The sequence below is a fragment of the Chitinibacter sp. GC72 genome (genome assembly GCF_009760905.1).
In the GTDB taxonomy this organism is placed as follows: Bacteria; Pseudomonadota; Gammaproteobacteria; order Burkholderiales; family Chitinibacteraceae; genus Chitinibacter.
Genome location: NZ_VIRW01000002.1, coordinates 139,976 through 159,842, shown reverse-complemented (window position 1 = coordinate 159,842; position 19,867 = coordinate 139,976). Strand labels below are relative to the sequence as shown.

The window sequence follows — 19,867 nt, the reverse complement described above, 5'->3', positions numbered from 1 at the left end:
CATGACGAGTTTCTGCGGTTTTTTTTGCTTCAGCTCTGGCAGTGTAGTAACTGATGCAAGTGCCGGATGCAATAATCGGCAGCCGGGTGCTGATGGTGGTGTGCTCGCAACCAGACCGTGCTCATGCCCAGTTTTTTTGCGCTGACCAGATTGTCGATGCTGTCCTCTACCATCACGCATTCAGTGGCCGAGAGTGCAAATTGCCGCAGCATCTGGCGAAACGCTGCCAGATGCGGTTTGGGTTGCAATTTCACGGTATCAATTGCCGCAATACCTGCAAAATGATCGGTTATGCCCAGGGTATCAAGCATCATCTCGGCATAAGACAAAGGGCCATTGGTGAACAGGTATTTTTTTCCGGCCAGCCTGGCCAGTGTGGATTTTAGGCGAGGCATCGGGTGCAGTTCTTGTCGCAGCGTCGGTAATGGATGGCAGGCAGACAGAAAATGGTGCGGGTTCAGGTGCTTGTGATGCTTGCGCAAGCCCAGCAGTGTGGCGCCGTAGCGTTGCCAGTAATTAAGCCTGAGCTGGTTGGCTTGCGCCGGACTGATGGCTAGCTGGGTTGTTAGCCATTGCGTCATTGCCGCATCAATGACCGGGAAGGCGTGTCGGTCGGCATGGTGTAGCGTATTGTCGAGGTCAAAAATCCAGGTTCTGGGCATGAAAAAGGCCGGAAACATTGTCCGGCCTATTGTAGCTGATTTGCCTGAGCGTCACTTGCTAGTGGGAAATACGCTGATCGTAAATATAATGCGCCATCTGATCGATCGTGAATTCCTGATCGGCAATTTTCTCTCTGACCAGATCGCCAATCGACAAGATCCCGACGACTTTTTCACCATCCATCACTGGCAGGTGGCGAATGCGTTTTTCGGTCATCAAGCCCAGACAATCATCAACCGAAGCATTGGGCGGCACGCATAGCAATTTGTGCGTCATGATTTCAGAGATCGGTGTACCTGCAGAAGTTTTCCCCATCAATACTACTTTGCGGGCGTAATCACGCTCGGAAAAAATGCCAGTCAGGGTTTCTCCATCCATCACCAGAATGGCGCCGATATTGTGATCCGCCATAATCTGTAAGGCTTGATAAACCGTTGAATTGGGGGAAACGGAGATAATGCGCTGTTCGGCTTTGTCACCCAGTAATTGGCGTGCTGTTTTCATTGGTGGACTCCCGGCTGGTAGGGTATTACCAATGTAGTTGGCTTGAGGCAATAGGCAAGAAAAAGGGCCGCGCTGGCGACCCCTTTTTTCTTAATACACTGATTTGTTGGGCTCAGAGATTAAATAGGTGGACAAAATTTTTCACGCAAGGCACTGAGACGAAGACAGTACAAGTAGTACGGCAAGGCGAAGTAACGATGCGTGAGAATTTTTGGTTTAGCACTTATTTGGCACGAATCATCGTGCCGACGCCTTGCTCGGTCAGCACTTCAAGCAGCAGAGCGTGTTTGACGCGGCCATCGATGATGTGGACCGAATTGACGCCTGATTTGGCCGCATCGAGTGCCGAGCCGATTTTGGGCAACATGCCACCCGAAATTGTGCCATCAGCAAACAATTCATCAATACGGCGCGCGGTTAGTTTGGTCAGCAGCGTGCCTTCTTTGTCCAGCACGCCCGGTGTATTGGTCATCAGAATCAGTTTTTCAGCTTTCAATACTTCGGCCAGCTTGCCCGCGACGAGGTCGGCATTGATATTAAGGCTTTCACCGCTGGCATCAACGCCAATCGGTGCGATGACCGGAATAAAGTCGGCGGCATCCAGATGCATCACAATCGCCGGGTCGATTTTTTCAATCTCGCCCACCTGACCGATATCGACGGTTTCGTCGCCCGAATCATCCTTGAGCATCATTTTGCGCGCGCGGATGAAGTGGCTGTCTTGCCCGGTTAAACCCACCGCCTTGCCGCCGTGTTTGTTAATCAGCGAAACGATTTCTTTGTTCACATGGCCGCCGAGTACCATCTCAACGACGTCCATCGTCTCCGCATCGGTCACGCGCATGCCCTGGATAAATTCGCCTTTTTTGCCGATCCGGTCGAGCAAATCATTAATTTGCGGACCGCCGCCGTGTACGACGACCGGATTCATCCCCACCAGTTTGAGTAGCACCACATCCGAGGCAAAGCCGTCTTTTAATTCTTCGTCGATCATTGCGTTGCCGCCGTATTTGATCACGATGGTTTTATCAAAAAAACGCTGAATATACGGCAGCGCTTCAGACAGGATTTCGGCTTTGGTTTGGGCGGTAATATCGCTCATGGCTGGCTCCGGCGGGCAGGTTGATTTGTGCGGCGATTGTACCGCATCTGCCTGTGAAATATCTGCCACTTCAATGCCTGTAGCGGCCATTTTCTGTGCTGCTGGGTACGCTAAATTTGGGATTGACGTTGTCATGCCTTTGGTTTGATAATAAATGAACGTTCATTTATTTATTTGGCGGCATTATGAATTGCCCTATCAAACGCTGGACCCGCCGCAAAGAAGCCCGCCCGGAAGAAATCCTGCTGGCGGCCTTGGCGCTGTTTGTCGAGAAAGGCTATGCGGCGACCAAAATCGAAGACATTGCCCGCGCTGCCGGTGTCACGCGTGGCACGCCTTATTTGTACTTTGCCAATAAGGAAGAGATTTTCAAGGCGGTGATTCGTGAACTGCTGCTGCCCAAATTGCCGCTGGCGGGTGAAATGGTCGATTTATGGCAGGGCAGCGCGCGTGATTTGTTGCGGCAGGTGTTTTTTACCTGGTGGGAAGTGATGGGCGCGACCCAGCTGTCGGCGCTGCCCAAGTTGATGATTGCCGAGGCAGGCAATTTTCCCGATGTACTCAAGCTTTATCACGATGAATTCATTGTGCCTGGCGATGCACTCATCCGCCGGGTGCTCGAGCTGGGTGTGCGGCGTGGCGAGTTTGTCATTAAAGATATTGATTACGCATTGCACATTCTGTCTGCGCCGATTGTGATGGCCATGTTGTGGCAGCACTCGGTCTGTCGCTGCGCTCCCGAGCCGATCGAGCCGGGACGCTACCTTGATACCACGCTGGATATTTTATTAAACGGACTTTTGTTGCGGGATAATTAAACATGGCACGGATTCAAAATGCAGTGATGATCAGCGCGCTTCTGGCGCTGGGTTTAGCGGCTTGCCACAAACCGGCCGAGCCAGTGGCCGATATCCGGCCGGTACGCACCATGACGGTGGGCGCGATCAATGATCAACCTATCGGTGAGGTGTATAGCGGCGAAGTGCGTGCCAGACATACTGTGCCGATGGGTTTCCGTATCGGTGGCAAACTCAGTAGCCGCCCGGTGAGCGTTGGCGATGTGATCAGCAAGGGGCAAACCCTGGCCAGCCTTGATCCGGGTGATGTGCGTCTGTCGGCGGATGCCGCCCGTGCGCAGTTTGAATCGGCCAAGGCGCAGCTGGCGCAGGCTGAACTCGATTTTCAGCGCGGCAAGGAATTACTGGCACAAAAATTCATTAGCCAGGCTGAAGTCGATAAACGATTTACACTGCTGACCGCGGCAAGGCAGCAGCACGAGCAAGCCAGATCGCAGGCGCAGCTGGCACAGAACCAGAGTAATTACGCCGTGCTGGTGGCCGATGTGTCGGGTGTGGTGATTGCCACGCTGGCCGAGCCCGGCTCGGTGGTGGCGGCAGGTCAGCCGGTGTTGCAGCTGGCTAAAGATGGCGAGCGCGAAGCGGTGATTGATGTACCCGAAAGCAAGGTTAAGGCGTGGCGGGAGGGGCAGAAAGTCAAAGTGTCATTGTGGGCTGGTGAGCAAGCCGAGTTTGAAGGCACGATTCGCGAGGTGGCGCCTGCTGCCGACAGCCTGACGCGCACTTACCGGGTCAAGGTGACATTGCCTGCCTCCAATAATATCAAGATGGGTATGACGCTGCAGGTCTTTCATCAGAAGGCTTCTGGCGATATACCTGCCGGATATTCTTTGCCGTTGCCTGCGCTGTTTGGCAAGGATCAGGCGCAGCGCGTCTGGCTGGTCAGCAATATCAAATCCGGGCAGGGCTTAGTGAAAAGCCAGCCGGTGAATGTGGTTGGGGTAGCCGGACATACAGTGAAAGTCAGCGGCGTGCAGCCGGGGCAGGTGGTGGTGACCGCCGGAGCCAATTTGCTGCGCGAAGGCCAGCCAGTGCGTGTGCTCGCAGGAGCCAGCCATGACTAAGCGCAGCGAAGCATTCAATTTATCGGCGTGGGCGCTGAAGCATCAGTCGCTGGTGCTGTATCTGATGGCGGTGCTCTCGCTGGCTGGCATTCTGGCCTATACCCAGCTGGGGCAAAAGGAAGACCCCGAATTTACTTTCAAAGCCATGGTGGTGCGCGCGTTCTGGCCGGGTGCGTCGGCGTCCGAGGTCGAGCAGCAGGTCACCGACAAGCTCGAAGAAGCCGTGCAGGGCATAGGCTACATCGATTACACCAAGAGCTATTCGCGCGCCGGTGAATCGCTGATCACCATTATGTTGTACGAGCATGTGCGCGCCAAAGAGGTCAATGACGCGTGGTATCAGGTGCGCAAACGGATTAACGACGCCAAAGGCAAATTGCCGCAAGGCGTGGCCGGGCCGTTTTTTAATGATGAGTTCGGCGAAACCTACGGCAGCCTGTACGCCTTTACTGCCGATGGCTTCACTGCCGCCGAGCTGAAAAAATACGTCGAAGGCGTGCGCACCGAGCTGCTGCGCATCAAGGACATCAACAAGGTTACGCTGATTGGTACGCAGGATGAAAAAATCTACGTGCAATACAGCAGCGCCAAGCTGGCCACGATAGGCGTTACGCCATTCCAGATCAATCAGGTGCTGGCCGCAACCAATACGGTGAGCCCGGCTGGCGTGGTGGAAGGGCAGGACGAGCGCGTGTTCCTGCGTGTTTCTGGTGGCTTTGATGCGATTGAAACGATCAAAAACACGCCAGTGACCATCAATGATCGCACCTTCCGCGTTGGTGATGTGGCGCAAGTATTCCGCGCCAATATCAATCCGGCCACCACCAAAATGCGCTTTGCCTTGCAAGGCCAGGTGAGTCAGGACGCAATTGGTCTGGGCATTTCAATGAAGCAGGGCGGCAATGTGCTCGAAATGGGCAAGCAGATTGACGCTACGCTCAATCAAATGCGCAGCGCTCTACCGGTGGGCATTGAGTTTCATGCGGTCTCTGATCAGCCGGCAGTGGTCAAAAACGCCGTGCATATCTTTATGAAGTCGTTGCTCGAAGCGGTGGTGATTGTGCTGGCGGTGAGCTTTTTGTCGCTGGGCTGGCGCACCGGCATTGTCGTTGCGCTGTCGATTCCGCTGGTGCTGGCGCTGACTTTCCTGTTTATGAAAGTATTCAACCTGGAATTGCAGCGCATCTCACTCGGTGCGCTGGTGATTGCGCTCGGGCTCTTGGTCGATGACGCGATTATTGCGGTTGAGATGATGGCACTCAAGCTTGAAGAAGGCTGGGATAAATTTAGCGCCGCAACCTTCGCCTATACGTCGACCGCGTTTCCAATGCTGACCGGGACTTTGATTACTGCGGCGGGGTTTCTGCCTGTAGGCCTTGCTAAATCTAATGCCGGTGAATATACCTTCTCAATTTTTGCCGTGGTTGGCTTGGCGCTGATTTTGTCGTGGGTGGTTGCGGTGTTATTCACGCCGTATATGGGATACCACTTATTGTCGGAAAACCTCAAGCCGCATGGCTCGCACGATGCCGATGAATTTAATCCCCATCGCGGGAAGTTTTATACCGGCTTTCGTCGTGCGGTAACGTGGTGCATTACCTATCGCAAAACCACGATTGCAATGACGGCGGGCGCGTTTGCCGCGTCGGTGGTGTTGTTTGCGCTGGTGGTGCCCAAGCAGTTTTTCCCGGCCTCCAGCCGCCCTGAACTGATGGTCGATTTATGGCTGCCTTACACCGCGTCGTTTGATGCCACCGAGCGCGAGGTGAAAAAGATCGAAGCGATTATGCTGAAAGACCCCGATGTGGTATCGGTCAGCAGCTATATCGGCGTCGGTTCGCCGCGCTACTACATGCCGCTCGATGAGCAAATGCCGAATTTGAACTTTGGCCAGCTCACGGTCATGACCAAGGACGAGCATGTACGCGAAGACGTGCTCAAACGCATCAAAACCCTGTTTGCCAATGATTTTGCCAGTGTACGCGGGCGGGTGACGCGGCTGGAGAACGGCCCGCCGGTTGGTTATCCGGTACAGTTCCGTATTATTGGAGAAGACCAGAAGAAACTGAAAGAGGTTGCCGAGCTGGTAGCGACTGAAATGCGCGCGCACCCGAATCTGCGCCAGGTGCATACCGATTGGGGCGAAAAGGTCAAAGTGGTGCGTCTCAATATCGATCAGGATAAATTGCGCCAATTGGGCTTAACCAGCCAGCAGCTCTCGCAAACCTTGCAAATGGCCGTATCGGGCGTCACAGCCACGCAATTGCGCGAAGATAATTTGCTGATTGACGTGGTGAGCCGACTGGAAGACGGCGAGCGCACGCAACTCGATTTTCTCGAAAATCTACCGATTGCGCTCCCCACCGGCCGTAGTGTGCCGCTGGCGCAAATCGCCAAGCTATCGATTGAAAACGAGGAAAGCATCATCTGGCGACGTAATCGCGTACCGGCGCTCACCGTGCGTGCCGACGTGAGCGGCGCACAAGCGCCCGATGTGTCGATGGCGCTGTTGCCCAAGATGAAGGAAATCGAAGCCAAATTGCCATTGGGCTATCACATTGAAGCCGGTGGTACGCTGGAGGCCTCTAAAATCAGTCAGGATTCAATTGCTGCTGTAATGCCCCTGATGCTGATTGTGGTGATGACCTTGCTCATGCTGCAATTGCAAAGTATTCAGCGTATGTTGATGGTTTTGCTAACCGCGCCACTGGGCATGATCGGCGTGACGCTGGCACTGCTGCTGTTTCAAGCGCCGTTTGGCTTTGTGGCAACGCTGGGCGTGATTGCCTTGTCAGGCATGATTATGCGTAATTCGGTGATTTTAATGGATCAGATTGAGCAGGATATTGCCGCGGGGTCGGCACCGTGGAATGCTGTGATTGATTCGGCAGTGCGACGTTTCCGGCCGATTATGCTGACCGCCTTGGCGGCGATTCTGGCGATGATTCCGCTGACGCGCGATACCTTCTGGGGGCCAATGGCAATCGCGATTATGGGCGGGCTGTTTGTTGCCACTGTTTTAACGCTGCTGTTTTTGCCCGCTTTGTATGCAGCGTGGTTCCGTTTGAAACCGGCTTGACCGACAAGACGGTATTTGGCGCGGTCAACGCAATACCGCGTGGCCGCGTTGAAGTAGATGGCTGCTCAGTGCTAAGCCAAAAGCTTTCCAGCTGCGTTACTTTCGTCTTGCCGTACTATTTGTACTGCCTGCGACTCAGGGCCTTGCTGGAAAACTTTTGTACGGTTACTAATTGCTCGCCTTGCCAGAAAGCAGATCACGGCAATTAAAATAGGTAAACAAATCATGAAATTGAAATCGAGTCTAATCGCATTGAGTTTATTGAGCCTGAGTCAGGGCGTCTGGGCGACTGATTTGCTGCAAGCCTGGCAGGCTGCTGCGACATTTGATGCGCAAATTTCTGCGGCCAGAAATGCCCAGATCGCCGGGCAGGAAAAAGCCACTCAAGGGCAAGCCTTGTTATTACCCAAAATTACCCTGAGCGGTAATACCGCTTATTCGCAAACCGATTACACTCCGGGACGCGGGCCATTAACTGACACATCGGCCAATGGTCAAACCTACGGCTATTCACTCTCTGCCGCGCAGCCGATTTATCGCGCCGAAGCATTTGCTGCCGCAGATCAGTTAAAAAAACAAACCGATCTGGCCAATGTGCAATATCGCCAAGCCGAGCAGGATTTAATTCTGCGGGTAGCAAAAACCTATTTCGAATTATTGGCCGCGCAGGAAAAAGTGCAGCTGGTGCAGGCACAAAAACAGGCAGTTGGTGAGCAATTGGCTTTTGCAAAAAAGTCATTTGAAGTGGGCGTTGCCACGATTACCGATACCGACGAAGCACAAGCAAGTTACGACAGTATTCTGGCGGCAGAAATTGTGGCGCAAAATGATCTGGCAGTAAAAAGTAGCGCTTTTAGTCTGCTCACGGGTTTAAATGACAGCCAATTGGCCACCATCGGTGATCGTTTGCAGCCGCAATCACCGATTCCCAACGATTTGGCCAGCTGGTTGCAAAAAGCGCAAAACAGCAGCCTGAGCAATGCCGGCCAGCAATTGGCGCTGGATATTGCCAGCCGTGAAATTGATAAATACAAAGCTGTGAGTGCGCCGACGCTCGATCTGGTGGCCAGTTATGGCAATGACTGGACAGGTAGCGGATTATCCCGTTCTGGCTCCACCGATCAGACTTCATCGGGTGCAATCAAATTGCAATTATCCATTCCGATCTATACCGGTGGCGATCGCTCTTCCAAATTGCGCGAAGCTGCGGCCAAAAAAGCCCAGCAAAGCGATACAGTAGAAGCGACCCGCCGCGATGTCGAGCAGGCGACCAAACAGGCTTTTCTAGGCGTTAATGCGGGGGCTGCACAAATCCGCGCCTTGCAGCAGGTTTTAAAATCGAGTGAAAGCTTGCTGGCATCCAGCAAATTGGGCCGCGAAGTGGGCGTAAGAACAACAATTGACGTCCTGAATGCCGAACAGAAATATTATGCAACCCGTTATGATTTGATCGTCGCCCGTTACACCTACCTGTATGCGCGATTACTGCTGGCCGCATCGGCAGGTGAATTGGCAGAAAAAGACTTAATCGCCGTGAATGAATGGCTGCTTAAATAAGTTAATAGAAACATTAATCCTTGAATTATTTAAAAGGCCGCCCCATAATCGCTGGGTATAAGTCAAAACACCGCCTATCTAGGAGTTATGCAATGGATTTATCTAACCTCGATTACCAGCAATTGGTTGAACTGCGCGCACAAGTTGACGTTGAACTGGTTCGCCGTAAAGAGCAGGAAAAAGCACGTATTCTGAGCCAATTGCAAAGCGCAGCAGCAGCTAGCGGCTTTACAGTTGCCGAATTGCTCGGCGAAATGGCTTCAGGCAAAAAAAGCGCGAAAAAGCCGGTTAAAGCGCAATATGCAAATCCAAGCGACGCTAGCCAAACCTGGACTGGGCGTGGCCGCAAGCCACAGTGGGTGCATGATGCACTGGCCAATGGCGCAACACTGGACAGCATCCGCATCTAACGCTGCTACGAGCGTCAATTACTGCGTTAAAAATTGATTCAAAATCCTCATGTACTAAACGTACATTCCGGGTTTCACCAATTTTTGCCTTGTACTTGGCGCTCTCGCTACGCGATAGTTCGTTGAAATAATGGCTTGAATTGAAAAACAGGGCAGCTTAGGCTGCCCTGTTTTGTTTTAAGCGTTAATATAAGCAGCTCAAGGCTTAAACCGTAGAAAATCCCATGTCACATCCATTAACCGAAAAACTCAATCCCGAACAAGCTGCCGCAGTGCAATTGCCGGCCACGCATGCGCTGATCCTGGCGGGAGCCGGTAGTGGTAAAACCCGGGTATTAACGACGCGAATTGCCTGGTTATTATCAACCGGTGCCTGTAGCCCCTCCGGTTTAATGGCGGTGACGTTTACTAACAAATCAGCCAAAGAAATGCTATCCCGCATTACCAGTATGTTGCCATTAAATCCGCGCGGATTATGGGTGGGTACTTTTCATGGTTTATGTAATCGAATGTTGCGTTTGCATCATCGTGATGCCGGTTTGCCAGAGGCTTTTGCCATTCTGGATACGCAGGAGCAATTGGCGGCGATTAAGCGGGTATTGAAATTGCTCAATCTGGACGATGACAAATACCCGCCGCGTACGGTGCAGCAATATATTAATGGCCACAAGGAAAATGGCCGCCGTGCCGGGGATGTGGACGCGTGGGATGATTATTCGCGGCATTTGCGCATTGCCTACGAAGAATATGAAAAACAGTGCAATCGCGAAGGTGTGGCCGATTTTTCCGAATTGCTGCTGCGCTGCTACGAATTACTAAGCCATAACGCGGCCATTCGGGCGCATTACCAGCAGCGTTTTGTGCATATTCTGGTTGATGAATTTCAGGACACCAACCGCTTGCAATACGCCTGGCTCAAATTACTTGCCGGTGATTCCGGCGCGATTTTTGCTGTTGGCGATGATGACCAGTCCATCTATGCCTTCCGTGGTGCTAATGTCGGCAACATGCAGGATTTTCAGCGCGATTACGCCGTCAAGCATGTGATCCGGCTCGAGCAGAATTACCGCAGTCACGGCAATATTCTGGACGCGGCCAATGCAGTGATTGCCAATAATACGCAGCGATTAGGCAAGCAGCTCTGGACCGATGCGAGCAGTGGCGAACCCATCCGCGTGTTTGAAGGTGCTTCCGATTTTGAAGAAGCCAACTTTATCGTTGAAGAAGCGCAAACACTGATTCGCGAAGGCATGGCAGCGTCCGACGTGGCCATTTTGTATCGCAGCAATGCGCAATCGCGGATTATTGAACACGCACTGTTTTCTGCCGCCGTGCCTTACCGTGTTTATGGCGGCCTGCGCTTTTTCGAGCGGCAGGAAATCAAACACGCGCTGGCTTATTTGCGCTTAATTGCCAATCCGTCCGATGATAATGCCTTGCTGCGCGTGATTAATTTCCCGACCCGTGGGATTGGGGCGCGCTCAATCGAAAGTATTCAGGAAAAAGCCCGGCTTGAAGGCTCGACTTTATGGCAAGCCGCCTGCGGAGTGGGTGGGCGCAGCGCGGCGTCGATTGGCAAATTTGTGCATATGATTGAAGCGATGCGCAATCAGGCCGATGGTCTGCCGATGATGGAAATCGTCGATATGATGCTCGATCTGTCCGGCCTGCTTGAGCATTATAAAAATGAAAAAGATGGTGAAGAACGTGTCGCCAATTTGGAAGAGCTGATCAATGCCGCCGCGACGTTTAGTGTTGAAGAAGATCAGAATCCGCTGATTGCTTTTCTGTCGCACGCCAGCCTAGAAGCCGGTGACCATCAGGCCGGGGTACACGAAGAAGCCTTGCAATTGATGACGGTGCACGCCGCCAAAGGGCTGGAATTTAAAGCGGTATTTCTGACCGGTCTCGAAGAAGGTTTATTCCCGCACGACAATAGCATTGGCGACGCGCAAGGGCTGGAGGAAGAGCGCCGCCTGATGTATGTGGCGATCACGCGCGCGCGCGAACGGCTGTATCTGACTTTGGCGCAAAGCCGCATGCTGCATGGCCAGACGCGTTATGGCGTGGCCAGCCGCTTTCTGGAAGAAATCCCGCAGCCGCTGCTTAAATTTCTGAATCGTGGTTACGCGCCCAGTGGTTACAGCTCTGCGGGCAGCTATAGTGCAGGAACAGCCTACGCGGCTCCGGCGCAGAAAGTGGCCAAATCAACGCCCGAACATGGCTTGAGCATCGGTACCAAGGTCGAACATCACAAATTCGGTCGCGGCGTGGTGACCGACCACGAGGGCGGCGCCAGCGGCAATGTGCAGGTCAATTTCGCCCAGCATGGCAGCAAATGGCTGGCGGTGGCCTATGCCAAGCTGACAGTTATCTAGGGGTATTGCTCTGCAGGGTAATGTGGATAATTTCTGCAAGCAATTACATAGCTGGGGTATTTAATGGCTTCAAAAGTGCGTGCCTATTCCTTTGTTGATCGTGCTCCGGTAGACACTCCCGAGCCGACCATCAATGTGAACGATCTGTCGCAATTCAAAATATTGGTGATCGAGCATGTTGCCGAAATGCGTGCGACCATGGGCATGACGCTGAACCAGTTTGGCGCGCAATCGGTGGTGTACGCCAATCGCAGCGCCGAGGCCATTGCCATGCTGCGCCGTACCGCCTACGACATTGTGCTGTGTGCTTATGATCTGGGCACCGGCTTTGATGGTTTGTACCTGTTTGAAGAAGCGCGCCGCCACGCCCTGCTCAAAGCCAGCTGCGTATTTATCATGCTCACTGGTGAGCGCCAATCTACCAAAGTCATCGGCGCAGCCGAGCTGGCACCGGATGCGATTGTGCTCAAGCCTTTTACTGGCGAGACATTGTACGAGCGCATTGTGCGCGCGCTGCGCAAAAAGCAGCGTTTCAAACCGATTGACGACGCCAGCATTGCGCATGATTTTCTGCGCGCTATTTCGTTATGCAATTTTGAAATCGAGCAAGGCGGTGACGACGCGCTTGATTTTATGCGGATGAAAATCCACCTGATGCTGCGGGTGGCCGATTGGGCCGGAACGCGCGATATGTGCCGTGGCCTGCTGGCCAAAGCCGATCTGGCCTGGGCCAAAATGGCGCTGGGCAAGGCGCAGTTTCATTTGCGCGAATACGACGAAGCGCAGCTGATTTTCCAGCAGGTGATGAACGAGCACGAACTGGTGCTGGAAGCCTACGACTGGCTGGCGCGCACGCAGCAGGCGCAGCACCAGATCAACGCGGCCAAGCTCACGCTAAGCCGTGCGGTGGAAAAATCTCCCTTTGTGGTCAACCGGATGCGCGAGCTGGGCGAAGTGGCCATGATCGCTGGCGATTTGCCGCTGGCCGAGCAATCGCTGGCCGAAACCGTGCGGCTGGCGCGGTTTTCTTTCTGGCCGCAGGTGAGCGATTACAGCCAGCTCACCGAGGTGCAGCTCTCGCGCGGCGATGTAGCCGCAGCGCGCAAAACCACCGAGCATTTGCGCAAGGATTTTCGCAGTAGCAACGACAAAATCATGGCCGACGTGCTGGACATCGACATCACGTTGAAAATGGGCGACAAAGCCAAGGCGCGCCAGCAGCTGGACGCGGTCTTGCAAGGGGTTAAAGCCATCGCCGAAGCGCCCGGTGCCGCGCTGGGCCTGGCGCTGGCCAAAAGTTGCTTGGCGCAAAATCGCCATGACGAAGCGCTGCAGCTGACGCGGCAAGTGCTGAAAAATCGCCATGATGATCCACAGCTGGCTGCCCGCGTGACGCGCATCTACAAGGAACAGGGCCGCGAGGAAGAAGCGCTCTCGCTGATTGAAACCACCGCCGCCGACATTGTTGAAATGAATAATGAAGCCGTGCGGCTGGCCAAAAGCGGCGATCTGCACGCCGCCGCCGAGCGCTTTTTGCAGGCCGCCAAAGACATGCCGTCCAATCTGCAGGTCTTGCTCAATACGATCAATGCCTTGCTCGCTTATGTGAATCAGAACGGCTGGCACGCCAGCTATATGCAGCGTGCCCACGAGTTACTGGCCAAGGTCAACAGCATTGACCCGGCCAATGGCAAGGCCTTGCAGATGGCCGAAATCTACCGCAAAACCCAGCGGCGTTTCGGGGTGAAAGCCTGATTTTCCGGCTTCACCGCCTTCTTCTCATCTCAACTTGGTTGATTACTTCGCGGCCAGCGCGGTGTTGATCACTTAAGGCGCACTCAGCGCCTTGTTGATCAAGTCGCTCAGCTGCTGATAGCCAAAACTCTGCAAAGGCTGGCCATTCACAAAATAAGTCGGCGTTTTATTCACGCTCAGAGTTTGCGCATCGGCGATGTCCTGCTGAACGATGGCCGCAATCGCTGGTGATTGCATATCGCTTTGCAATTGCGCCATATCCAGCCCCAGCTGCGCCAGAATCGGCAGTGTGCGACTCACGTCGGCCTGATGGTTAATCGCCCATTGCGCCTGCGTTGCGAGCAAGGCCTCCAGTGCTTCCCAGTACTTGCCCTGTTTGCGTGCTGCTTCCAGCGCCATCGCGACCTGATCCGCTCCTTGATGCAGCGGCGCGTAGCGCACGACCAGGCGAATCTGCTCGGGGTGTTTGCCCATCATGTCTTTCACAAACGGGTAAAACGCCGCGCACGCTTCGCAAGCCGGGTCGAGAAACTCGACAATCGTCACCTTGGCATTGATCGCGCCCAGAATCGGCGAATGCATACGCATCAGCGCAGCCTGATTGCTTTGCACTTGCTCAGTCACCTGCGCTTGCTGTTGCTGCTTGAACATCAGCGTACCGCCAACAAACAGCGCGAGCAGGGCGACGGCGGCGGCGATAAAAATCGTTTTCTGTTTCATTGTTTTTTCCGAATCAAAGTGGCAAGGAGTGAAATATTGATCGCTGCAAAAGCGCAGACCGACATCAGCGGAATCGTCAGAAAGCCAAACCATTCGGCGCTGACCTCAGAGCACGACGAGCCCTGGCTACACGGGCTGGCCGACACGGGAATGATGCCCAGCTGCAATAGCCAGTGATAAATGGCAAAGCCCAGACCCAATAGAGCCAGCGGCAGCGCATAGCGAACGACTTTGCTGTCCAGCGGAAACAGCGCCAGCGGCAGGATAATTGCCAGCGGAAACATAAAGATGCGCTGATACCAGCACAAAGTACATGGCACCAGCCCCATGACTTCGCCAAAAAACAGCGCACCCAAGGTGCCGCCTGCGGCAATCAGCCAAGCGGCAAAGATGAAAAACCAATTGGCAGGAAGTGTTTCGCTGGAAGGAGGAGTGTTATAGAGCAAGATAAACCCTTGTCTGGTCTGGCAGCAAAAACCAGTAGACCGCTAATCCTGGCCGGGGTTCAGGAAAAAAAGAGGTAGTTTTAATCTAAAAATTCAACCGGAATGGTTTTAATAAACGCTTTTGACTGATTAATAAGTGCTTGCCACTCGGCTTGAGGGCGAGCGTCAAATCCATTTTGAGCCAAGATATTTTCAAGTAAATCGGCCAAGCCCCAGATGGATCTTCTTTCCTCGTCGGAAAGAAGATTGTTTGCTTGCAAATCTGAAAACTTATTTGAGAGTGTTTCCCATGCCAATAAGGCATGACCCAGCGGAATTTGAATTGATACCACCTTGCTAACGTCTGCGTCTTCCATCGTATTCATTGCTCCATCTGAGCTATGGATTTACAAAGGTAGCACTCAATGTAGTCACGGATAAACAAGTCTGACCTCTAAGAATTGATCACAAAGCTGTTTGTGTACTTAATGCGGGCTCAATCCATCGCTCAGCGACATCCGATATGCGCGCCAGGCGGGGAGGGCGGCGATCAGGCAGCCGGCCAGTAAGGTCAGCCCCATAAGTAACCACTCCGTGGTGCTGGGCGCTGCAATCGCAATGTTCAGGCTATATACCTCGCGCAGTATGGGTCTGCAAGCCAACAGCATAGCGTAGAGCAGGGCAATACCTGTCGTAATGCCAGCGCTGACCAGTAATAAAGTCTCGCCCATGACCAGCGCAAAAATCTGCCAGGCGCGTGCGCCAACCGAGCGCAAGATCGCCATTTCGCGGCGGCGCTCGTTGAGTCCGGTCAGCAGCGCGGTCAGCATACCCATCAGGCCGATGACCAGCACAAAGCCCGATACGACTGTGAGCGCTTGCTCGGCGATGCGCATCAATTGCCACAGCTCGGATAGTGCAACGCCCGGCATAATCGCCATCAGCGATTCATCGGCGTATTGATTCACGGCGCGCTGGTAGCTAAAAATCGCCGTGCGTGATTTCAGCCCGACATAAAACGCGGTAATGCTACTTGGCGGCGGCAAGGCTCTATCCTGATCGGCGGCCAGCACGCCGGTGCTGGAGAGCAAAGATGCGCTGCCCGATTCCCAGCCTTCGTGAATCGCGGTCAGGCCATCGAGCGAGACGTGCACGGTGTCGTCGACCGGCGTGCCGGTTGGCGCGAGAATGCCGATAATGGTGAACGGCTGATCGGTGTGTTCAGACATTGCGCCTTCACCGCTGCCGTGAGTCAGCACGATGTTTTGCCCTAGGCGGTAGCTCATTTTGGTCGCGACATTGGCACCGAGTACCGCATCATTCGTCTTCGAGAAGGGAACGCCCTGATTAAATTGCAAAGCGGAGTTTTCGCTATAGCGCAAATATTTGAAATAATCGCCCGTGGTGCCGAGCACGGCAAAACCGTGATGGCTATCGCCCAGAGACACTGGAATCGTCCACGCCACGCGGCGATCTTGGGCCAATTTCTGGTAGCTATCCCAGTCGATATTATTGGTCGCGTTGCCGACGCGAAACACGCTGTAGAGCAGCAATTGCACCGAGCCCGTGCGCGCGCCGACGATCAGATCGGTGCCGCTGACGGTGTTGGCAAAACTGCTGCGCGCCTCGCTACGCAGGCGTTCGACGCCGACCAGCAACAGCACCGACAGTGCGACGGTCAGCACCGCTAGCGCGACAGTGAGGCGGCGATTGAGCAGGCTGCGCAGTGCAATCTTAAGCATTTTCGGCCTCCACGCTGCAGCGATTGAGGCTGGCCAGGCTTACGCTGCGATCAAACGCGGCGGCGAGCTGCGGATCATGGCTGACCATCAGCACTGCGGTGTTGTGCTCGTGTGCGCATTCAAACAGCAGCTGGATAAACGCGGCGCGCCGCTCGGCATCCAGCGCAGAGGTCGGCTCGTCGGCAATCAGGATTTCCGGTGCGCCAATCAGCGCACGGGCGAGTGCCACGCGTTGCTGCTGGCCGACTGAGAGTGCGCTGACTGGCCGTTCGAGATAGGGAGTTAAATCAAGCCGGTCGAGCAAATGCAGCGCCTGTGCCTTGGTGCTGCCGGAAAAAGCCTGCGCACGCTCGCGGCGGATTCTGGAAAACTGGCAAGACAGCAGTACGTTATCGAGCACCGACAAATAGCTCAGCAGATTAAATTGCTGAAACACATAGCCAATGTGGTCGGCGCGGAAATGATCACGGGCGGTGTTGGAGAGTGCCGCGAGGTTTTGCCCCAGAATGCGGATTTCGCCTCGCTGCGGCAGATGAATGCCGGTCAGCAGCGACAGCAGCGTGCTTTTGCCGCTGCCGCTGGGGCCATGCAAAAACAGCCGCTCGCCCGCCGCGAGCGAGAACTGCGGCATATCCAAAGTGGCATGCTTGGCGCCGCGCCAGGTAAATTGCACATCGGCCAGCTCGATTAACACAGCGAAATCCTTGCGCGCCCGCTTGGGCGCGGCGTAGTGGTGGGGTATTGAGTTTGTGGGGTTTTGGTCTGCAAGCGCTATTTCAAATTCAAACTCTGACCCGACTTGAGCTTGATTTGCCGCTGGCCCTTGTCGCTGGCCAGATTGGCGTTCAGCTTTTTAAAGTTGGGGAAGTTTTTCCACAATGGCAGCGCAATGCTGGCCGGTATGCTGGCGCAGTCAAAGCGGTATTCAGCGTCGATATCGCTATGCTCGCCTTTTTTAAAACTCGGCATATTCACCACCGGAGCGGCAGCTTTGCACTGCGCTGCTGCGTCGGGCGCGAAGAGTGCTGCCGCTTGCTTGAGCTGTTCGGTGACGGTTTTGAGCTTGGCTTTTTCGGCTTCGGTCTTTGGTGCGCGCTCAAAGCCCAGCAGATTGTCGGCGGGTGATTCCAGCGCGATTAGCAGTGTTTTTCCCTCAATCGCCACATCAATTTGTGCGACGCCATGGACGTGCGCGCCATGCGCGTGACCATGCTCTTTGGCAAAGGAAAAGAGGGGTATTGCTATGCAGGCCATTGCAATTAATTTCTTCATGGGTATACCTTCGTATGTATAGGGTGATTACTTAGCAGCAGATTTTTTGTATTCGCGCACTTCGCCAGCTTGCATTTGATAGCCAACCGCCACATCGCTGGCGCCATCGGCCAGTGCCAGATTGGCTTTGGTCGATTTGATGGTCAGCTTGCCGATGATGGTGACCGGCGCAAATAGCTCACCCTGTTCATAGCCTTTCGGGTATTGCACCACGACCATCTGATTGGGTGGCGGCGCAGGGACGTGAATACAGGCACCAATCACCGGCACCAGCAAAAATTCGGTGATCTTTTTGCCGTTCTGCTTGAGCGGCAGCAAATAGCCATCGAGCTGCACTTGCTGATTATTCAGCGCCGGAATCATCTCGCGCGTGCGCTTTTTTTCAAATGCTTCGATTTCGTTAATCAACCCCGAGAGTTCGCTGTGGTTTTCCTTGATCAGCTTGATGTCATTGGGCGTGAGTTCGGACGCTTTGAGCTTGCCGTTATCGAGCATGGCCTTGAGCTCGCGCTGCTGCACGGCGCGCATCAGCCGGGTTTTTTCTTCCTGCGTCATTTTATTGATCGTGGCGCGCAGGCTGGCCGAATCGGGCTGCAGATCTGACCATTTGACCATTTTGACCTCATTAGCCCAGACAGTCAGGGTCAAGAGGCAGCTGGATATGGCTATGGTGGCGGCAATTAAAAGTCGGGATGGCACGATTTATCCTGCGGTAAAGGAGGTGGGTTATTGTAACTAAGTTGCATTTGAAATGGTGTAAATATTCTTTACTCTGCTCGCTAAGGTGAGGATGCAGATGGAGTTGCTTGCGCATTCAGGATACTGCGCTGGTGTTTCGCTAGCGAGCCGTCTTGCTGCATGTGGAGCAGTCCTTGGCTTAATTTTTTAGAGAGCTGTTGCTGGTTTGATGCTAGCCAGATGTGGGTGTCAACTTGGCTAATGATGTGTGTGTTCAATTCACGCTGGGCTTGTGCGATATCTTGTTGGCTGATTAAACCGCTGCTGATCAGGCAAACGTCAACCCGCTGTGCCTTGGCCATATTGATACAAGCTTGACTGGAGTTCGTGGGGTGCAATGTGGCCAGTCGCCCATAAGGGGTTTCGACCATTTTGGCGCCGCGTATGTAGGCCACCTTGCGTTGATGCAGATCAGTAATCTGCCTAATTTGCAGTGTGTGACTAAATGCGTAGAGTTTGAGCGTAATGATTGGGGGGTCAATCCGGATCAAATCTGGGTGACTCTGGGCAAACAGGCTGGTCCGTGCGATGTCTCCGTCAAATTTTCCCTTGATTAATTCAAACTCGGCTCGTCGTGCAGGGCGATATTCAAGTGAGTAAGGCGTTTTGATGCGGCTAAACAGTGTATCTATCAAGTGATTGATCGCCGGACTGGCAACATTATCAGGGCCTATTGCGGTCACTAGCCGCACAGATTCGCTGGCCAGAGGTACGGCATGGGTCGTACATAGAATGAGCAGCAGGAAGGCTCGCATGAATCGCTCTTAAGAGAACTGAGTGAACTTGTATATTAGTTCGACGTCGCTTGCGCTTCAATCATGCTGGCGGCGGCGAAATAGCCAGCGCTGTGCATCACTTTCCTGCTCAATCCACTGATACCCTTCCAGATCAAACGCTTTGAGCTGCTCGGCGTCTTCAATCCCGTTGAGGGCAGCATAGCGCACCATCAGGCCACGCGCGCGCTTGGCATAAAAGCTGATGATTTTGTACTGGCCGTTTTTATAGTCTTCAAACACCGGCGTAATCAGCCGTGCGGTGAGCTGCTTGGGTTTCACCGCTTTGAAATACTCGTCGCTGGCCAGATTGACCACGGTGTGGCTCTCCAGCGCATTGATGGTGTCGGTGATTTGCGTGCCCCAGAAATGATAAAGATGATCACCGCGCGGGTTGGCCAGCCGCGTGCCCATTTCCAGCCGGTAGGGCTGCATCAGGTCCAGCGGGCGCAGCAGGCCATACAGGCCCGATAAAATCCGCAGATGATGGCTCAGGTATTCAAGCTGCGCCGGGGCAAGGCTTTTGGCCGCCAGCCCTTCGTACACATCGCCCATAAAGGCCAGCACGGCCTGTTTGGCATTGCCGGGGTTAAAGTCGCTCTGCCAGCTGTGGTAGCGACCGACATTGAGTACCGCCAGTTCGTCGGAAATCTTCATCAGCTTGGCGATGTCGGCGGGGGATTTTTCGCGCAAAACGGTGATTAATTGCTGCGACTGATCCAGAAAATCCGGGAGAGTAAATTGCGCTGTGGTCGGTGGCGTGGTGTAGTCCAGCGTTTTGGCAGGGGAAATCAACATCAACATCTGGGCTTGCTCGGTAGGGTATAT

19 protein-coding genes are annotated in these 19,867 nt (G+C 54.0%); 7 read left to right on the top strand and 12 right to left on the bottom strand.

Annotated features, from left to right (window positions below):
- Positions 1-29 precede the first annotated feature (29 nt).
- From FLS37_RS02395 to argB, 3 genes are all read right to left on the bottom strand, one after another.
- Positions 30-662 carry a pyrimidine 5'-nucleotidase gene (locus FLS37_RS02395; RefSeq protein WP_157314326.1) on the bottom strand — a complete coding sequence of 211 codons (633 nt, stop codon included), beginning with the start codon at positions 660-662 and terminating at the stop codon, positions 30-32.
- A gap of 58 nt (positions 663-720) precedes the next feature.
- Complete coding sequence (locus FLS37_RS02390; RefSeq protein WP_157314325.1) at positions 721-1,167, bottom strand: CBS domain-containing protein; 447 nt, start codon at positions 1,165-1,167, stop codon at positions 721-723.
- A gap of 223 nt (positions 1,168-1,390) precedes the next feature.
- Positions 1,391-2,269, bottom strand: coding sequence for an acetylglutamate kinase (gene argB, locus FLS37_RS02385; RefSeq protein WP_157314324.1), 879 nt, complete (start codon positions 2,267-2,269; stop codon positions 1,391-1,393).
- Between the two features lie 185 nt (positions 2,270-2,454).
- Between argB and FLS37_RS02380 the strand changes: the two genes are divergently transcribed.
- The 7 genes from FLS37_RS02380 to FLS37_RS02350 all read left to right on the top strand — a co-directional run bounded on the left by FLS37_RS02380 (position 2,455) and on the right by FLS37_RS02350 (position 13,369).
- The gene (locus FLS37_RS02380) at positions 2,455-3,087 is read left to right on the top strand and encodes a TetR/AcrR family transcriptional regulator (protein WP_157314323.1); all 633 of its coding nucleotides are present in this window, start codon (positions 2,455-2,457) and stop codon (positions 3,085-3,087) included.
- Positions 3,088-3,089: 2 nt separating this feature from the next.
- The gene (locus tag FLS37_RS02375; protein ID WP_157314322.1) at positions 3,090-4,190 is read left to right on the top strand and encodes an efflux RND transporter periplasmic adaptor subunit; all 1,101 of its coding nucleotides are present in this window, start codon (positions 3,090-3,092) and stop codon (positions 4,188-4,190) included.
- Positions 4,183-7,269 carry an efflux RND transporter permease subunit gene (locus FLS37_RS02370; protein ID WP_157314321.1) on the top strand — a complete coding sequence of 1,029 codons (3,087 nt, stop codon included), beginning with the start codon at positions 4,183-4,185 and terminating at the stop codon, positions 7,267-7,269. Before FLS37_RS02375 ends, FLS37_RS02370 begins: the two co-directional genes overlap by 8 nt.
- 225 nt (positions 7,270-7,494) lie before the next feature.
- Positions 7,495-8,826, top strand: coding sequence for a TolC family outer membrane protein (locus tag FLS37_RS02365; RefSeq protein ID WP_157314320.1), 1,332 nt, complete (start codon positions 7,495-7,497; stop codon positions 8,824-8,826).
- A 92-nt stretch (positions 8,827-8,918) separates the two neighbouring features.
- Positions 8,919-9,236: an H-NS family nucleoid-associated regulatory protein gene (locus tag FLS37_RS02360; protein ID WP_157314319.1), complete on the top strand. Its 318-nt coding sequence runs from the start codon at positions 8,919-8,921 to the stop codon at positions 9,234-9,236.
- A 224-nt stretch (positions 9,237-9,460) separates the two neighbouring features.
- A complete protein-coding gene (locus FLS37_RS02355) occupies positions 9,461-11,614 on the top strand; it encodes a UvrD-helicase domain-containing protein (protein ID WP_157314318.1) in 2,154 nt (717 codons plus the stop codon).
- 63 nt (positions 11,615-11,677) lie between these two features.
- Entirely contained in the window at positions 11,678-13,369 is a 1,692-nt protein-coding gene (locus FLS37_RS02350; protein ID WP_157314317.1) for a response regulator, read from the top strand.
- Between the two features lie 72 nt (positions 13,370-13,441).
- Here FLS37_RS02350 and FLS37_RS02345 read toward each other — a convergent pair whose 3' ends face one another.
- The 9 genes from FLS37_RS02345 to yaaA form a co-directional block, all read right to left on the bottom strand.
- The gene (locus FLS37_RS02345; protein WP_157314316.1) at positions 13,442-14,089 is read right to left on the bottom strand and encodes a thioredoxin domain-containing protein; all 648 of its coding nucleotides are present in this window, start codon (positions 14,087-14,089) and stop codon (positions 13,442-13,444) included.
- The gene (locus tag FLS37_RS02340; protein WP_157314315.1) at positions 14,086-14,535 is read right to left on the bottom strand and encodes a disulfide bond formation protein B; all 450 of its coding nucleotides are present in this window, start codon (positions 14,533-14,535) and stop codon (positions 14,086-14,088) included. The genes FLS37_RS02345 and FLS37_RS02340 overlap by 4 nt, the downstream gene beginning before the upstream one ends.
- A gap of 80 nt (positions 14,536-14,615) precedes the next feature.
- Positions 14,616-14,900 carry a hypothetical protein gene (locus FLS37_RS02335; RefSeq protein WP_157314314.1) on the bottom strand — a complete coding sequence of 95 codons (285 nt, stop codon included), beginning with the start codon at positions 14,898-14,900 and terminating at the stop codon, positions 14,616-14,618.
- A 99-nt stretch (positions 14,901-14,999) separates the two neighbouring features.
- The gene (locus FLS37_RS02330) at positions 15,000-16,256 is read right to left on the bottom strand and encodes an FtsX-like permease family protein (RefSeq protein WP_157314313.1); all 1,257 of its coding nucleotides are present in this window, start codon (positions 16,254-16,256) and stop codon (positions 15,000-15,002) included.
- Complete coding sequence (locus FLS37_RS02325) at positions 16,249-16,950, bottom strand: ABC transporter ATP-binding protein (RefSeq protein WP_198314458.1); 702 nt, start codon at positions 16,948-16,950, stop codon at positions 16,249-16,251. Before FLS37_RS02325 ends, FLS37_RS02330 begins: the two co-directional genes overlap by 8 nt.
- Positions 16,951-17,027: 77 nt before the next feature.
- On the bottom strand, positions 17,028-17,528 hold the full coding sequence (locus tag FLS37_RS02320) for a DUF2796 domain-containing protein (protein WP_157314312.1): 501 nt from the start codon (positions 17,526-17,528) through the stop codon (positions 17,028-17,030).
- Between the two features lie 27 nt (positions 17,529-17,555).
- Positions 17,556-18,143 carry a DUF3299 domain-containing protein gene (locus FLS37_RS02315; RefSeq protein ID WP_157314311.1) on the bottom strand — a complete coding sequence of 196 codons (588 nt, stop codon included), beginning with the start codon at positions 18,141-18,143 and terminating at the stop codon, positions 17,556-17,558.
- A 164-nt stretch (positions 18,144-18,307) separates the two neighbouring features.
- Positions 18,308-19,021, bottom strand: a complete 714-nt coding sequence (locus FLS37_RS02310) for a transporter substrate-binding domain-containing protein (protein WP_157314310.1) — start codon at positions 19,019-19,021, stop codon at positions 18,308-18,310.
- A 57-nt stretch (positions 19,022-19,078) separates the two neighbouring features.
- Positions 19,079-19,843, bottom strand: a complete 765-nt coding sequence (gene yaaA, locus FLS37_RS02305) for a peroxide stress protein YaaA (protein ID WP_157314309.1) — start codon at positions 19,841-19,843, stop codon at positions 19,079-19,081.
- Positions 19,844-19,867 lie beyond the last annotated feature (24 nt).

Bases quoted from the DNA above. Each gene is read 5' to 3' on its own strand.
- FLS37_RS02395 (WP_157314326.1), bottom strand. From the start codon at position 662: ATGCCCAGAACCTGGATTTTTGACCTCGACAATACGCTACACCATGCC.
- FLS37_RS02390 (WP_157314325.1), bottom strand. From the start codon at position 1,167: ATGAAAACAGCACGCCAATTACTGGGTGACAAAGCCGAACAGCGCATT.
- argB (WP_157314324.1), bottom strand. From the start codon at position 2,269: ATGAGCGATATTACCGCCCAAACCAAAGCCGAAATCCTGTCTGAAGCG.
- FLS37_RS02380 (WP_157314323.1), top strand. From the start codon at position 2,455: ATGAATTGCCCTATCAAACGCTGGACCCGCCGCAAAGAAGCCCGCCCG.
- FLS37_RS02375 (WP_157314322.1), top strand. From the start codon at position 3,090: ATGGCACGGATTCAAAATGCAGTGATGATCAGCGCGCTTCTGGCGCTG.
- FLS37_RS02370 (WP_157314321.1), top strand. From the start codon at position 4,183: ATGACTAAGCGCAGCGAAGCATTCAATTTATCGGCGTGGGCGCTGAAG.
- FLS37_RS02365 (WP_157314320.1), top strand. From the start codon at position 7,495: ATGAAATTGAAATCGAGTCTAATCGCATTGAGTTTATTGAGCCTGAGT.
- FLS37_RS02360 (WP_157314319.1), top strand. From the start codon at position 8,919: ATGGATTTATCTAACCTCGATTACCAGCAATTGGTTGAACTGCGCGCA.
- FLS37_RS02355 (WP_157314318.1), top strand. From the start codon at position 9,461: ATGTCACATCCATTAACCGAAAAACTCAATCCCGAACAAGCTGCCGCA.
- FLS37_RS02350 (WP_157314317.1), top strand. From the start codon at position 11,678: ATGGCTTCAAAAGTGCGTGCCTATTCCTTTGTTGATCGTGCTCCGGTA.
- FLS37_RS02345 (WP_157314316.1), bottom strand. From the start codon at position 14,089: ATGAAACAGAAAACGATTTTTATCGCCGCCGCCGTCGCCCTGCTCGCG.
- FLS37_RS02335 (WP_157314314.1), bottom strand. From the start codon at position 14,900: ATGAATACGATGGAAGACGCAGACGTTAGCAAGGTGGTATCAATTCAA.
- FLS37_RS02330 (WP_157314313.1), bottom strand. From the start codon at position 16,256: ATGCTTAAGATTGCACTGCGCAGCCTGCTCAATCGCCGCCTCACTGTC.
- FLS37_RS02320 (WP_157314312.1), bottom strand. From the start codon at position 17,528: ATGAAGAAATTAATTGCAATGGCCTGCATAGCAATACCCCTCTTTTCC.
- FLS37_RS02315 (WP_157314311.1), bottom strand. From the start codon at position 18,143: ATGGTCAAATGGTCAGATCTGCAGCCCGATTCGGCCAGCCTGCGCGCC.
- FLS37_RS02310 (WP_157314310.1), bottom strand. From the start codon at position 19,021: ATGCGAGCCTTCCTGCTGCTCATTCTATGTACGACCCATGCCGTACCT.
- yaaA (WP_157314309.1), bottom strand. From the start codon at position 19,843: ATGTTGATGTTGATTTCCCCTGCCAAAACGCTGGACTACACCACGCCA.